Origin of the sequence: Algoriphagus aurantiacus (assembly GCF_035156405.1) — a bacterium.
GTDB classification, from domain to species: domain Bacteria; phylum Bacteroidota; class Bacteroidia; order Cytophagales; family Cyclobacteriaceae; genus Algoriphagus; species Algoriphagus aurantiacus.
In genome coordinates, this window is sequence record NZ_JAXRUT010000005.1 from 25,753 (window position 1) to 40,098 (window position 14,346).

Here is a 14,346-nt window from a genome sequence, read left to right on the forward strand (position 1 = left end):
AAATTTTTAAGATAGGATCAGCTAATGAATAGCTTGTCCTGATGTTGAGGCAGAGCTTCAGTATTATATCCTGCGATTAGAATAATCTATCCTTCCTAAGAATAGGTTACTTATGAGGGTTTTTTGAGCTTTATCCCAATGCTGATCATTAGTTGTCAGCAGAGACAATAAACTGTTTTAATAATGGGACAAAATCACTTTACTTCCAATGAAGCGAGAAAGGAGCTTCTTTCAAATCTATTTGCTGAGTTTGGAGAGGAGACAGGGGTCAAACTTCAACTTTGGAGTCTCTTCAAGTCCTGGACATCTGATCCTGACGCTGAAAAAGATTTAAATAAACGAAAGGGAATGATTCGGTTCTATGAGAATCTACAATCCTTGGTGGATGCGCTATATCAAGCAGATCCCCTTCCAGACCCCGAGCCTTTTCCTGAGCTTATAGAAACCTCAGAAAATTATTTCCTCCATCTGATCGAGGCATTGAAGATTCTGGTTGACCCAGAATTGATCTTTTTGTTTGACCTGCCAAATCTGGGACATCTGGATGTTTCACATCGCCGAGAGATCTATGTAGTTCTCAAGAATCAAGACCTGGAAGAGCATCGTAACACAATTGGATTGTTTAGTTTTTTGACTTCCGGAAGACAGGAGTTTGCCATTCACTCCATCAACCGGAATCATCTTAATAATGTCCTTGGCAAAGGCCATCTGTTTTTCCAATATCACATCCGGCAACTTCACCTGATTTATAGAAAGGAAGGCGTGCCTGACTTGATAGAGTTACCTCATGAAAGGTTACAAGAAAGAATGCTTCACCTCCGAGCTAGTCTTGAGAAAAATTGGGAGAAAGCAGACTTATTTTGGAGACATGCCCTTCAGGAGCAAGAAAATTTCAATTGGGAATCCTCATTGTTTTTTCTCCATCAAGCGCTTGAACTTCGACTTAGAGCACTTATTCTGGTGTGGGAAAAGCGGGAGCTAAAAAGCCATGAAACACGAGTGCTGCTTAGAGAATGTTACCAGTTTATTCCAGAGCTGGCTTCGGTGTTTCCACAAGATACTGAGGAGGAAGTCCAGCTACTTCAGATGTTAGAGGATGCCTATTGCAAGGCTCGGTATAGAACAGAATTTCCGGTAGAGGAGCAGTTGTCCAGAACACTCTCCTCTCGGGTTGCACAGGTTCGGGAATTGTGTAATAAGCATTATGAATACTTTTTTCAATCACTTTAACTATCAAAACCATGAAAACAGAATTGACTATTTCTTTTGAAGAATTGATCGAGGAACTGATTATGGCAGATATGAAGCATAATCAACTCATAATAGGATTAAGAAATGTGGACCTGCAATCTGACGATCACTATCTAGGAATCTATGAATTGATTGCGGCGCTCTTTGGCGTAGAAAAATATGATGGAGTGGACCGGTTTTCTGATGCATATTTCTGGTATATGGGACATGGTGACGATTACCCCATCACAAACATGGGACAAGAATTCCGTCCCTTGGCTAAAGAATGCTATCAGTCTTTGGTCGAGCTTGCCAAAGAATTAAAAGGAGGGGAGGATGAATAAGGATTTGTTGATAGAAGAATTGATTCTGCAGGATCTGAGGCATATTCAATTGATCTATGGATTGGAGGCTATTGGGTTTAATGAGGAAAGTTTTCATTCATTAGAGCTTTCTTATTGCATAGCGGAGTTGATGGGGATGAGAGGAGATGAAATTTTTGATCGGTTTTTCGGTGTTTATTGGGACCAAATAGAGAAATGTAAGGAATTGGAAATGACTTATAGCCGTGAAAATCTGCGCCCTTTAGCCAAGGAATGCCATCTAGCACTGAAGAAGCTGAAATGACATTGGCGCCGGTAGATTACCTTTTTCATCGGAATTCCTTTTTAAAGAGTTGGAGAAAAAATCGGCCGTCCCTCTGGGACTTTGTTAGATCAAATTGGCATTATTTATCCAGAGGTTGAAACCTCTGGCAAGAAGATGAATCGTCCCTTTGGGACTGATAAGGAATAGATCTGGTAGTAATATCGAATGCTATCAATGGGATTGGTAAGGAGATAATTCCCTAAATAATGCCGTAGGCATGAACGATTTACTAGCCAGCCATTTCTATGGCTGGAAATAATGCGTTGAAGAATCTCCATAAATGCCGTAGGCATGAACGATTTACTAGCCAGCCATTTCAATGGCTGGAAATAAAGCGTTGAAGAATCTCCATAAATGCCGTAGGCATGGCCGATATTGGCTAATGTCAATCCGATTATATTGAATTTTCTAAAATGAAAATCATATAAGATTTTGAATAAATATCGTCCGTCCCTCTGGGACTCTTCAAATGCATATTTCCATCAAAAAGTCCAGCCATTGAAATGGCTGGCAAGAATATGAATCATCCCTCTGGGACTGGTAAGGAATAGATATGGAATTAATACTAGTATGCATGTACCATAGTCTCCAGATACTAGGTGGAAATAAGTGAGTATTTCAATTCTATTGAATGCCGTAGGCATTGCCGAACTTTTAGCCAGCTATTTCAATGGCTGGAAATAAAGCATTGAATAATCTTCATAAATGACGTAGGCCTGCCTACCAGGCATGAACGATTGAATAGTTTTATGAATATCAAATCGGGTTTCGTCATCCGATAGTTATCAATTGAGAGCGACGTGAGGGGCATGGCAACCTGGTCGTCGTAAGGGATTTGTATAAGGGTGGAATCTTTGAAGTTTTCCCACCTCTGTCTGAGTCTTACTGAACCAAAAAATAGTGGTCTGTGGAGACACAGACCACGGCGGGTGCGGCAGATTGTCAGAATTTCAGCAAATCTAGTGAGCAGCCAGCCTGTAGGGTGGAATAGCTCTGTTAATAATGCCGTAGGCCTGCCTGATCGGTAGGTCCGCCTCCCGGAGGGCTGGCAGGCATGGCCGATATGGGTAAAAATTAATCCAATTAGAGATTGAATTTTCTGCAATGAAAATCAGAAGGAGCTGTAGTCCAGCGATTAAAATAGGTAATTCATAGTATAATCGAGCGTGTAATCCCCTTTGGAAGTGTACCGTAGCAGATGGGATATAGATCGATAAGATAATTAGATAGCTCCATCAAAGTCCGATGGCTTCCATCAGTTCTTTCGAATTGGCTTCAATAAAGGCTGCCTTATCTTTCTTTATGTCGTTGATGATGGATTCCAATTCTTTTGGGATCTCAAAATACTTATCTCCCCAAAGATTTATTTCTACAAGGATTGGAAGTAAATCTATCCCTTTTTGCGTGAGTTGATAGAGTACTTTTGCCTTGCTTTCTGGATGTCTGGATTTTTTGATGATTCCGTTTTCTTCTAATGCCTTTAGTTTGGAAGCAAGAATATTGGTTGCAATTTTTTCTTCAGATTTTTGAAAATCACCATAAGTACAGCTTTTGGCAAACATTAAGTCTCTAATAATCAGTAGTGACCATTTGTCTCCAAAGATGTCAAGCGTACTGCTTATCGGACAAGAGGATCGTTTTTTTGAGATAGTCATAGAATATTTTTTTAAAACACTTGCAAAATGAAAGTGAATAAGTATATTTGCACTTGCAATTTGCAAGCAAAATTACAACAATCACTTAGAATTAGCAAAAAAACATGCAAACTACAGGAAACACAATCTTTATAACCGGTGGAAGCGCCGGTATCGGTTTGGCTATCGCAAAGCGTTTTAGCCAAGCAGGGAACAAGGTCATCATCAACGGCCGTAATCCGGAGCGGTTACAAAACGCCTTGAATGAATTAGATAATGCAGAAGCGATTCAGGGGGATTTGTCTTTGGAGTCTGAGCGTCTCCGAATAGCCAAGGAACTGACAGAAAAGTATCCGGCAGTCAATATCATCGTAAACAATGCCGGAGCGGCATTTTTAAATCTCCTCAACGACCCAGCCAATGACGCGGCAGAGAAAGCCTATCAGGAAATTAATACTAATTACATCAGTGTGATTCATTTCACTTCTTTGCTTTTGCCTCATCTTTTGGAACAAAAAGATGCTGCCATCGTGAACGTGACTTCAATTGCGGTATTCAGAGGAAACCAATATTTGCCGACTTATTCAGCAAGTAAGGCTGCACTGCATAGCTACACACAAGGTTTGAGAGATACTTTCGAAGGTAACAAAAACCTGACTGTGTACGAAGTATATCCGCCCTTGGTAAATACAGAATTCTCTGCAGAAATAGGTGGAGCAAATGGGATTCCACCTGCTGAGGTGGCCGAGGAATTGTTTGTGGCACTGGAGAAAGATCAGGTCGAAGTACCCGTGGGAGATACCAAGAGGATTCATGCGCTAGTAGCCGAAGTTGCCGCTAAGCTTGCAGTGGATGCGGAAGTTTAATCACTAATTTTTAAGCAATGAAAATTGAAGGAAAAACTATCCTAATCACCGGAGGATCAGCTGGAATTGGGTTGGAAGCAGCAAGGCAGTTCTTGGCAAAAGGAGCTAAAGTGATCATCACAGGAAGAGATCAGAAAAAGCTGGATAAAGCGAAATCTCTTTATCCGGCACTTTTGGCATTGAAAAGTGATGTGGCAAATAGAGAAGACGCAGAGCAACTGTTCACTGAAGTGAGTGAAATGGGCGGAATTGACATTCTGTATAATAATGCAGGGGTGATGTATCCGTCGGAAAATTTGGGAATGTCCAGTGACAAACACGAAGAGTTTGGATCCAAGGAAATGGAAGTCAATTACTTGGGTGTCGTTCGGCTGAATAATCTATTCATGGACATGCTTAAGTCCAAGCCGGAGGCAGCTATCATCAATACAACCTCCATTTTGAGTTATGTCCCTTCTCTGTTGGAAGTTACTTACTCTGCGAGCAAAGTTGCCTTACGTTTTTATACCGAATCTCTCCGGGAGCATCTGAGAATTCTAAACAGCAGTATCAAGGTATTTGAACTATTGCCTCCTTTGGTAGCGACAGAAATGACTGCATCCAAAAATGATAAAATGCTCACTACGGAAGCATTAGTTAAGGGGTTAGTAAAAGGGCTTGAAAAGGATAATTTAACAATTCGCGTAGGCGATACCAAAGCGGTCTATTTCATGAGCAGACTTGCTCCAAAAAAAGCTCTTGGTCTGGTGAATCCAAAAAAGGCCTATAAAGCTTTACAGTAATAAAATCATTCATAAATCAGGACTTCATTAAGGGGGATGAAAGAGGAACGTTATCTGTAGATGACTATCTACAAAGGTCAGCGTTTTTTTAGCAATTGCCTGCGGGAGCCATAGAGACTTTAAATAAAAATTATGAAAGCATACGTCCTAAATAAATACGGCAAGAATGAGCAGCTGAAGCTGAGCGAAGTTAAAATCCCTGAGTTGGGAGCGCATGATGTTATGGTAGAAATCCATGCGGCAGGATTAAACGTCCTTGATTCCAAAATTAAGGCAGGAAAATTCAAATTGATCCTTCCCTACAAAGTGCCGTTAATTTTAGGCCATGATGTAGCCGGCGTGGTCAAAGGCATCGGAACTAAAGTCAACAGGTTTAAGGTGGGGGATGAAGTTTATTCCCGTCCATCAGATTTTAGAATTGGAGCTTTCGCAGAATTTATAGCGATCCATGAAGAAGACCTTGCACATAAACCTAAAAATCTGACGATGGATGAAGCGGCATCTATTCCTCTGGTAGGCTTGACGGTTTGGCAGGCAATGGTGGAAATGGCCCAGTTGAAAAAAGGTCAAAAGGTTTTCATCCAAGCCGGATCTGGAGGAGTGGGGACTATTGCAATTCAATTGGCCAAGCATCTGGGAGCTGAGGTGGCTACTACGGCAAGCGAGAAAAGCTTTGCTATGTTGAAGGGGCTGGGTGCCGACGTGCTGGTGGATTACAAAAAGGAAGATTTTGAGAAAATACTGAATGGATACGATTTGGTGCTGAATAGTCAGGATAGCAAGACCTTGGAAAAATCACTCACAGTTCTGAAGCCGGGTGGTAAGGTAATTTCCATCTCCAGCCCACCTACCAAAGCATTTGCCGTGGATGTCAAGCTACCCTGGTTTATGAGGTTGGCCTCAGGAATTCTGAGTTACGGGATTTTGAAGAAGGCAAAAAAGCGGAATGTGGAATACTCTTTCCTATACATGAAACCAAGTGGGAAACAATTGAATGAGTTGACCAAGTTAATCGAAGCGGGAATAATTCTGCCGGTGCTGGATAAGGTTTTTCCTTTCAAAGGCATCAACGACGCAATGTCTTACCTAGAAAGCGGCAGAGCAAAAGGAAAAGTGGTGGTAAAGCTGAAGTAATGACTTTCCTTACCATTCACTTACTCGATTGAGTATTTTCTAATCTGTGTCGTCGGGTTGCGATTGACTAGAGTATTGAGTGATATTCTAAAAAATACCGTAGGCATGGCCGATCCTTTAGCCAGCCATGGTTGGTGAGCTAAGTCGAACCATCAATGGCTGGAAATAAAGCGTTGAAGAATCTCCATAAATGCCGTAGGCATGGTCGATATTGGTTAATGTCAATCAATTATAGATTGAATTTTTGTTATGAAAATCATGATGGTGCTGAATTGATATCGTCCGTCCCTATGGGACTTTGCCAGATCATATTGCTATCAATTTTCCCAGAGGTTGAAACCTCTGGCAAGAAGATGAATCGTCCCTCTGGGACTGATAAGGAATAGATCTGGTAGTAATATCGAATGCTATCAATGGGATTGGTAAGGAGATAATTCCCTAAATAATGCCGTAGGCATGAACGATTTACTAGCCAGCCATTTCAATGGCTGGAAATAAAGCGTTGAAGAATCTCCATAAATGCCGTAGGCATGAACGATTTACTAGCCAGCCATTTCAATGGCTGGAAATAAAGCGTTGAAGAATCTCCATAAATGCCGTAGGCATGGCCGATATTGGTTAATGTCAATCAATTATAGATTGGATTTTCTGCAATGAAACTCATGTGTGGTGCTGATATCGGCCGTCCCTACGGGACTTTGCCAGCTCATATTGTTATCAATTTTCACACAGTCTCTGAAACCTCTGGCAAGAAGATGGCTCGTCACTGGTAAGGAATAGAGCTGGTAGTAATATCGAATGCTCTCAATGGGACTGGTAAGGAATAATTCCCTAAATAATGCCGTAGGCATGGACGATTTTCTAGCCAGCCATTTCAATGGCTGGAAATAAGTATTGAGAATTCCACATAAATGCCGTAGGCATGAACGATTGATTGGTTTTAAGCGTGTCAGACCGGGTTTCGTCATCCTATAGCTAGCAGATATGAGCGACGTGGGAGCGTAGCAATCTGGTCGTTGAAAGATTTTACGTCGGGGCGAAAAATCTTTCGCCCTTACCGAAGATTGGTCACCTCGGTCTGTCTCACAGACCGAAATGTTAGTGGTCTGTGGAGACACAGACCACGGCAGACAGGCACAGATCACGGCGGAGATTTTGGAAACCGTCATTGCGAGACGAGGAACGAGGCGTGGCAATCTCGTCGTTAGTATTTGGGATTGCTTTCCCGATCCATCGGGACAGGCTGTTCCTCCCAATGACGTAATTTTATCTGGATTGCTTCGTTCCTCGCAATGACGTATTTTTAAAGAACCTGAAACTTATCTTTCGAACACTTATGCATTCCACTTTACTTTTTGCGCTAAGCATACTCCTTTGCTTTTGCACCACAAAACTTCCCGCAAACCAAACCGAAGAACCCCGCCAAGAAATAAAAACCGGCGCTGAGCAAACTGATTTGTACCTGCCATTATTGGAAGGAAAAAGGGTAGCGGTGCTGGCTAATCAGACCTCTATCATTGGTGAAACCCATTTGGTGGATAGTTTGCAAAAGTTGGGAATTAACATAGTCAAAGTTTTTGGTCCAGAACATGGCTTTCGGGGTGATGCCAGTGCTGGTGCCAATGTAAGTGATGCCGTAGATAAGCAAACAGGTATTCCCATCATTTCACTTTATGGCAGGAAGAATAAGCCGAGTGCAGCCGATTTGGCTGATGTGGATATTTTGATCTATGATCTACAGGATGTGGGAGTGAGGTTTTACACCAATATCAATGCCTTGGCCCGCTTGATGGAGGCCTGTGAGGAAAATGGGAAGACCTTGTTGATCTTGGACAGACCAAATCCCAACGGGTATTTGATTGATGGTCCGGTGCTGGATATGAAGTATAAATCCGGTATTGGAATGTTTCCCATTCCAATGGCTCATGGGCTCACTGTGGGTGAGTTTGCTATGATGGCAAATGGTGAAGGTTGGCTGAGCAACGGGGTAAAGGCAGATATCCAAGTAATTCCCGTAGCCAACTATGCACATGATATGCCTTATGTTTTGCCTGTGGCTCCTTCCCCAAATCTGAATACCCCACAGTCGGTGTTACTGTATCCCAGCCTGTGTATGTTTGAAGGAGTTTACGTTAATCATGGACGAGGAACCTATTTTCCCTTTACAGTATTGGGGAGTCCGGCATACAAGGATATTTACGATTTCAGTTTCACACCAACAGGTATAAAAGGAATGGCCGAAACCCCAATTTTCATGGACGAAGTATGTTATGGAATTGATCTGCGGGAATACGATACGGAGCTATTAAGAAAGAGCGGGCAGATTAACTTTGAATGGATACGCGAACTCTACAAAGCCAGCCCTGAAAAGGAGAAGTTTTTTGAGTCTAGGTTTAGCAACCAGATGAATAACATTGAGATCCAGATCGGGCGGGGAGATTTCAGACAGCAAATCATCGATGATGTGCCTATGGAAACCATCAGAGCAGGTTGGGAACCCGAGCTTTCGGCGTACAAGGAAATGCGGTTGAAGTATTTGCTTTATCCGTAAAGGGAATTCGACCGCAGGCGGACAAAAACGTCCGATGGATTTTTGAGATTTTTAATTTTTTATTCTTAATGTGCTGTTATAGGTGTTTTTGACTGGCATAAAAGTGGAATTGAATAGGTCGTCATCCGATAGCTATCGGATGCGAACGACGAAGGAGTGCGTCAATCTGTTTTGTGGAATCACGACCAGATTGCTTCGAGCGTTGTGGTGTGAATAGAGATTGCTTCCCCGACACATCGGGGCTGGCTGTGCCTCGCAATGACGATTAGAGACTGCTTCCCCGACTCATCGGGGCAGGCTGTTCCTCGAAGTGACGATAAGAGAATATTTCAATTTTTAAATCAGTAGAATAATGTGGAAAAACTATCTGAAAATCGCCTGGAGAAATATCACTAGAAGTAAGGGATATGCATTTATCAACATCGCCGGACTGGGAATCGGTATGGCTGCCTCGATATTGATACTTATTTGGGTTCAATTCGAGATGTCTGTTGACCGTTTTCACGAGAATTCGGATCGAGTCTACGCGAACTGGAGAAATGCTGAAATGCAAGGTGAAGTATTCACCTGGGACTATACCCCTGCACCCTACGCACCTGCTATGAAAGAGCAGTTTCCGGAGGTGGAAGAGGTAGCGAGAATCACAGAATGGGATCAGCAGCTTCTAACAGTGGGAGAAAATAACTTTTACGAAGAAGCCACTTTTACCGATCCGGGATTTTTTAAGATGTTTAGTTTCGAAGCATTGGAAGGCGATCCGGTAGCTGCATTGACGGAACCCGGAAATATTGTTTTGACAGAGTCGGTGGCCAAAAAGCTATTTGGGGATTCTCCGGCAATGGGTAAAACCGTCAATGTGGAAAAGCAACTGGATTTTGAGGTAAAGGCTGTTATCAAAGATTTGCCTGAAAACACGGACTTCCCTTTTACAGTATTTTTACCTTTCAAGAAACTGGAAGCTATGGGTTGGGCGGATGATTACTGGGGAAACAATTCTTACCGCACATTTACCATGCTAAATGAGGGAACAGAGCTCGCTTCATTTAATCAGAAGTTTATCGACTTCACAGCGAAAAATTCAGAAATGGATGAAGTTTCTGATTTCCTTTTTCCGATTCGGGACCTGCATCTGTATTCGAAGTTTGAAAATGGAAAATCTGTTGGTGGCAAAATAGAGATGATTCGGATGTTTGGGATTGTTTCCATTATTGTTTTGCTCATTGCTGCCATCAATTTCGTGAATCTGAGCACTGCTCAAAGTGACAGGCGATCTAAAGAAGTTGGAATTAGAAAGATATCCGGGGCAGGCAAAGGAATGCTTGTGGGGCAGTTCTTGGCTGAATCTGTATTAATTGCTCTCGCGGCATATCTATTAGCGATATTTATTGTCTCCTTGTCTTTTTCAGCATTTAAAGATTTGGTTGGTCAGGAACTGGAGAATCCTTTTACCCAGCCTTATTTCTGGGGAATTTCTGTGGTTTATGTATTCATTACAGGGATATTGGCAGGAAGCTATCCTGCATTTTTATTGAGTTCTTATAAACCGGCAGTGGTTTTCAAGTCTAAAATGAATTCAAAAAGAAGCTTTGGATTGAAGCCACGGGAAGTCTTGGTTGTGTTTCAATTTGCGGTGGTGGTCACTTTGATATCATGTGTTTGGATAGTCCAAGATCAGATGACCTTTGTCCAAAATAGAGACTTGGGAATAACTAAGGAGAATCTGATTTTTCATACGGTAACTCAAAATATGAGAGATAATAAAGCTGCCCTCCGCAATGAATTGCTGGCACTCCCTGAAGTGGCTGAAGTGAGTTATACTTTTTCTCCTTTGACAAATATCCACTCTGATACTGATGGGATGGAATGGCAGGGAAAAGACCCCGAGTTTAGGCCAATGATTAGTCGTATGGGAACTGATGCAAATTTGGTGAAAACGGCTGGAATGGAGCTGGTTGCAGGTAGAGATATAGACATTTATACTTTTCCGGGTGATAGTCTTTCGGCATTAGTCAATGAAAAAGCCGCTGAAATCATGGGTTTTGAAGATCCAATCGGTCAGGTGATTAAGGATGATTCGTATGAGTTTACCATCGTGGGTGTAGTTAAGGATTTTATCATGGAATCTCCTTTTGATGATGTGATTCCAATACTGGTGATGGGGCCAAAGCGTAACTTGAATTTCATCCATATTCGTTTTGCAGCTGGAAGGGACTATTCGAGTTCTTTGGCAAGTGTAGAGACTGTTTTTAACAAGTTTAATCCCGATTCACCTTTTGAGTATAAGTTCGTGGATCAGGAACATGCCCAGAAATTCAGCTCTCAGGAGCGTACTGCTAAGCTTACCTCGCTTTTCACAGGCTTGGCCGTGATGATTTCCTGTATGGGACTTTTCGGCTTGGCGACTTTCATTGCAGAGCGAAGAAAAAAGGAAATCTCTGTACGAAAAGTCATGGGAGCTTCTGTGAGCAGTGTGGTAGGTTTGATCTCTTCAGAATTCACCAAATTGGTATTCATTTCTGTGATCATCGGCATCCCTGCAACTTGGTATTTTATGAGTGATTGGCTGGAGACATTTGCCTACAGGACTAGTATAGACTGGACTGTATTCTTATGGACTGGTGGGATTACACTTTTGATTGCATTATTGACCGTGAGTTCACAGGCGATCAAAGCAGCGCTGGTAAATCCTGCAGAGACACTGAAAAGCGAGTGAAACGATTGGGGATTTATGATTTCGGATGTACGATTGGGGATTTACGTCATTGCGAACGACAGAGGAGTAAAGCAATCTGCTAGTGACTCTTAAATAGATTGCTTCGCTCGTTCCTCGCTCGCAATGACGGGTAAAACGAATGATGAATGTAGAACGTCGAATGATGAATATTGAAGTTAAAGAATAAGTAAGAATCAAATAAGTATAGAAAACCATGTGGAAAAACTACCTTAAAATCGGCTGGAGAGTCCTGAAGAAAAACAGACTTTATACCATTCTCAATGTATTGGGCCTGACAATGGGTATTTCCGGTTTTTTGATGATTATGCTCTTCATACAGGATGAGGTGAATTACGACCGCTTCTATCCAGACTCTGAATCGGTTTTTCGGATCACATCCCACTGGGGAGATTACAGTACGGCTAGCTATGCCACCGCACCACCTCCGCTTGGACCCAGAATTATAGCGGATATTCCGGAGGTGGAAGCAGTCACACGGGTTTTGAAGTGGAATGATTTTACCATACAGCCCGGATCAGGTCAAAATAAGGAACAGGTATTTCGGGAGGAAAAAGTCTATTACGCGGAACCTAACTTCTTTGATGTTTTTGACCTCAATCTGTTGGGAGGAAATAAGGAGAAAGCATTGGCTGATTCCAAGAATGTTGTGATCACGGAGAGCTTGGGGCATAAATACTTTGGCGATGTTTCTCCGAAAGAGATGGTGGGCAAATCCCTTCTCTTGGGTAGCAATAATCCGGATCTGAGGGAGATTTCGGCGGTGGTAGAAGATATTCCGGCTCAGTCGCATTTTCATTTTGACATGCTGGTATATGAGCCAGGCATGAATGCCGAGATATTTGACATGGACAACTGGTCTTGGGCTATACTTCACACTTATGCGAAGTTTCCGAAGGAAAAGCAGCAGGTCGTTGCTGAAAAACTTGACCGTATTGTTGCGGACTTTGTTGTTCCTATGCTGGGAGGTGAAGATGAGAATTCGAATTATAACCTGAAGGTAATGCCCGTGCAGGATATTCATCTGAACTCGCATTTACTTCGAGAACATGAGGCGAATGGCTATCAGAGTTACATTTATATTTTCTCATTGGTCGCAGCATTTGTCCTGCTGTTGGCTTGTATTAATTTTATGAATTTGGCAACCGCTAAAGCTGGACTTCGCTCTATGGAAGTGGGTGTGCGCAAAGTAATGGGATCGCGGAAATCCCAACTCATCTATCAGTTCCTCACCGAAGCACTTCTATTGGTGTTGATAAGTGTAGCTATTTCATTGGTAATCGTAGCACTTAGCAATGGGCTTTTCAATCAACTTACCGGTAAAAATTTACAGTTCAATCTCTATACCAACAGCATGATACTGTGGATATGTCCGGCATTGATAGTTGTGCTGACGCTACTTTCAGGTTTTTATCCCGCATTTTATCTTTCATCTTTCAAGCCCCTGCAAACCATCAAGCGGCAATTGTCAGTTGGAAAAAACAGCCACAGTTTTCGCAATGGATTGGTGGTGTTTCAGTTTGCTACTTCGCTTACCCTGATTATATGTACACTGCTTGTTCAGCGTCAGATGAGTTTTATCCAAAATTCTGATCCAGGTTTTGATAGGGATCAGTTGGTGATTATCCACAACGACGGGGAAATCCAAAATTCCCAGCGGGAGGATTTCAAAGGTCATTTTGTGTCCAGCTCGAATGTGCAGTCGATGAGTTTTTCGACAGGAATTCCCATGTCAGGTCAATTCCAGATGCGCTCCTTTAATCTTCCCACCGAAGATTTGGAACAAGGAATGAATTGGTACGAAGCGGACGCTTCCTATTTGGATACCTATCAATTCAAACTTCTGGAGGGACGAAACTTTGGAGAAACATCCGGTGCTGATCAAAACAAGATCATAATCAATGAAATGGCGGCAAAGCAACTGGGGATTTTGGATGATCCCATAGGCCAGTTGGTAATAAAAAATGAAGGTGAAAACGACGAGGCCACACTGGAAGTCATCGGAATGGTAGAGAATTTTAATTTCGAATCTTTTCGAAATGCGATTAAACCGCTTGTGATAGAATACATGAACGATTACTTCCTTAGAGATTACATATCTGTGAAGATTCAGGGTGGAAACATCGAGGCAGGAGTGGGTGAGTTGGAGTTGGCCTGGAAGCAATATGAACCACGCGTGCCGATGAATTACAGCTTCTTGGATGAGGATTTTGGAAGAGTCTATCAGTCCGAAATGAAAATGGCAAACCTGCTTCAGGTGTTGACAGGGATTTCGATTATCATCGCTTGTTTGGGGTTATTTGGATTGACTGCTTATACTACTGAGTTGCGGAATAAAGAAATCGGAATACGAAAGGTATTCGGAGCGACTATGCCGGAGATATTCCTGATGCTTTCGGCTTCTTATTTCAAATTGATCTTGATCTCCATGTTGATTGCAGTGCCGCTGGCGCTGGTATTTATGAAGCGCTGGCTGGAGGAATTTGCCTACAGAACAGGAATTGAGATTTGGTTGGTTATTTTCGCTGCACTCGCATGCTTTGGGTTGGCTTTGGCCACGATTTTCTTCCAGACTTATAAAAGCATCCGCGCAAATCCCGTGAAGGCATTGAAAAGTGAGTAGGTAGTAAGTGATGGGATTGTCTCACGCCAAGGCGCAAAAGGCGCAAAGGGAAATAGGCACGCAACGGCGCTACGGCGCAGCGAAGAATCATGGGATCTTTTAATAATCGATAAACTGGTGGGATTATTCTTTTGATTGTACTCTTGA

General features: G+C 42.4%; 12 protein-coding genes. 9 read left to right on the top strand and 3 right to left on the bottom strand.

The genetic code is table 11. From position 1 onward, the window contains the following. Positions 1 to 183 precede the first annotated feature (183 nt). From SYJ56_RS06745 to SYJ56_RS06755, 3 genes are read left to right on the top strand one after another with little or no spacing between them, the layout of a single operon-like run. Entirely contained in the window at positions 184 to 1,230 is a 1,047-nt protein-coding gene (locus SYJ56_RS06745; protein ID WP_323832882.1) for a HEPN domain-containing protein, read from the top strand. Between the two features lie 11 nt (positions 1,231 to 1,241). Further along, positions 1,242 to 1,574, top strand: a complete 333-nt coding sequence (locus tag SYJ56_RS06750; RefSeq protein ID WP_323832883.1) for a hypothetical protein — start codon at positions 1,242 to 1,244, stop codon at positions 1,572 to 1,574. After that, positions 1,567 to 1,857: a hypothetical protein gene (locus tag SYJ56_RS06755; RefSeq protein ID WP_323832884.1), complete on the top strand. Its 291-nt coding sequence runs from the start codon at positions 1,567 to 1,569 to the stop codon at positions 1,855 to 1,857. The genes SYJ56_RS06750 and SYJ56_RS06755 overlap by 8 nt, the downstream gene beginning before the upstream one ends. 104 nt (positions 1,858 to 1,961) lie before the next feature. Here the strand turns inward: SYJ56_RS06755 and SYJ56_RS06760 are convergent, their stop codons facing one another. Next, the gene (locus SYJ56_RS06760; protein WP_323832885.1) at positions 1,962 to 2,267 is read right to left on the bottom strand and encodes a hypothetical protein; all 306 of its coding nucleotides are present in this window, start codon (positions 2,265 to 2,267) and stop codon (positions 1,962 to 1,964) included. Positions 2,268 to 3,113: 846 nt separating this feature from the next. Beyond that, positions 3,114 to 3,533, bottom strand: coding sequence for a winged helix-turn-helix transcriptional regulator (locus SYJ56_RS06765; protein WP_323832886.1), 420 nt, complete (start codon positions 3,531 to 3,533; stop codon positions 3,114 to 3,116). A gap of 104 nt (positions 3,534 to 3,637) precedes the next feature. Here SYJ56_RS06765 and SYJ56_RS06770 point away from each other — a divergent pair, with 104 nt between their 5' ends. The 3 genes from SYJ56_RS06770 (at position 3,638) to SYJ56_RS06780 (ending at position 6,294) form a co-directional block, all read left to right on the top strand. After that, complete coding sequence (locus SYJ56_RS06770) at positions 3,638 to 4,378, top strand: SDR family oxidoreductase (protein WP_323832887.1); 741 nt, start codon at positions 3,638 to 3,640, stop codon at positions 4,376 to 4,378. 17 nt (positions 4,379 to 4,395) lie between these two features. Next, positions 4,396 to 5,160: an SDR family oxidoreductase gene (locus SYJ56_RS06775; RefSeq protein ID WP_323832888.1), complete on the top strand. Its 765-nt coding sequence runs from the start codon at positions 4,396 to 4,398 to the stop codon at positions 5,158 to 5,160. A gap of 132 nt (positions 5,161 to 5,292) precedes the next feature. After that, complete coding sequence (locus SYJ56_RS06780; protein ID WP_323832889.1) at positions 5,293 to 6,294, top strand: NADP-dependent oxidoreductase; 1,002 nt, start codon at positions 5,293 to 5,295, stop codon at positions 6,292 to 6,294. 481 nt (positions 6,295 to 6,775) lie between these two features. Here the strand turns inward: SYJ56_RS06780 and SYJ56_RS06785 are convergent, their stop codons facing one another. Further along, complete coding sequence (locus tag SYJ56_RS06785) at positions 6,776 to 6,922, bottom strand: hypothetical protein (RefSeq protein WP_323832890.1); 147 nt, start codon at positions 6,920 to 6,922, stop codon at positions 6,776 to 6,778. Between the two features lie 708 nt (positions 6,923 to 7,630). Between SYJ56_RS06785 and SYJ56_RS06790 the strand changes: the two genes are divergently transcribed. From SYJ56_RS06790 to SYJ56_RS06800, 3 genes are all read left to right on the top strand, one after another. Further along, on the top strand, positions 7,631 to 8,845 hold the full coding sequence (locus SYJ56_RS06790) for an exo-beta-N-acetylmuramidase NamZ family protein (RefSeq protein WP_323832891.1): 1,215 nt from the start codon (positions 7,631 to 7,633) through the stop codon (positions 8,843 to 8,845). Positions 8,846 to 9,197: 352 nt separating this feature from the next. Beyond that, the gene (locus tag SYJ56_RS06795) at positions 9,198 to 11,558 is read left to right on the top strand and encodes an ABC transporter permease (protein WP_323832892.1); all 2,361 of its coding nucleotides are present in this window, start codon (positions 9,198 to 9,200) and stop codon (positions 11,556 to 11,558) included. A gap of 214 nt (positions 11,559 to 11,772) precedes the next feature. Next, positions 11,773 to 14,199, top strand: a complete 2,427-nt coding sequence (locus tag SYJ56_RS06800) for an ABC transporter permease (protein ID WP_323832893.1) — start codon at positions 11,773 to 11,775, stop codon at positions 14,197 to 14,199. The last annotated feature ends 147 nt before the right edge of the window (positions 14,200 to 14,346 follow it).

What these genes read in the sequence shown, in the direction of transcription:
- SYJ56_RS06775 (WP_323832888.1), top strand. Translation starts at nt 4,396, where the DNA reads ATGAAAATTGAAGGAAAAACTATCCTAATCACCGGAGGATCAGCTGGA.
- SYJ56_RS06780 (WP_323832889.1), top strand. Translation starts at nt 5,293, where the DNA reads ATGAAAGCATACGTCCTAAATAAATACGGCAAGAATGAGCAGCTGAAG.
- SYJ56_RS06745 (WP_323832882.1), top strand. Translation starts at nt 184, where the DNA reads ATGGGACAAAATCACTTTACTTCCAATGAAGCGAGAAAGGAGCTTCTT.
- SYJ56_RS06795 (WP_323832892.1), top strand. Translation starts at nt 9,198, where the DNA reads ATGTGGAAAAACTATCTGAAAATCGCCTGGAGAAATATCACTAGAAGT.
- SYJ56_RS06750 (WP_323832883.1), top strand. Translation starts at nt 1,242, where the DNA reads ATGAAAACAGAATTGACTATTTCTTTTGAAGAATTGATCGAGGAACTG.
- SYJ56_RS06800 (WP_323832893.1), top strand. Translation starts at nt 11,773, where the DNA reads ATGTGGAAAAACTACCTTAAAATCGGCTGGAGAGTCCTGAAGAAAAAC.
- SYJ56_RS06770 (WP_323832887.1), top strand. Translation starts at nt 3,638, where the DNA reads ATGCAAACTACAGGAAACACAATCTTTATAACCGGTGGAAGCGCCGGT.
- SYJ56_RS06755 (WP_323832884.1), top strand. Translation starts at nt 1,567, where the DNA reads ATGAATAAGGATTTGTTGATAGAAGAATTGATTCTGCAGGATCTGAGG.
- SYJ56_RS06765 (WP_323832886.1), bottom strand. Translation starts at nt 3,533, where the DNA reads ATGACTATCTCAAAAAAACGATCCTCTTGTCCGATAAGCAGTACGCTT.
- SYJ56_RS06790 (WP_323832891.1), top strand. Translation starts at nt 7,631, where the DNA reads ATGCATTCCACTTTACTTTTTGCGCTAAGCATACTCCTTTGCTTTTGC.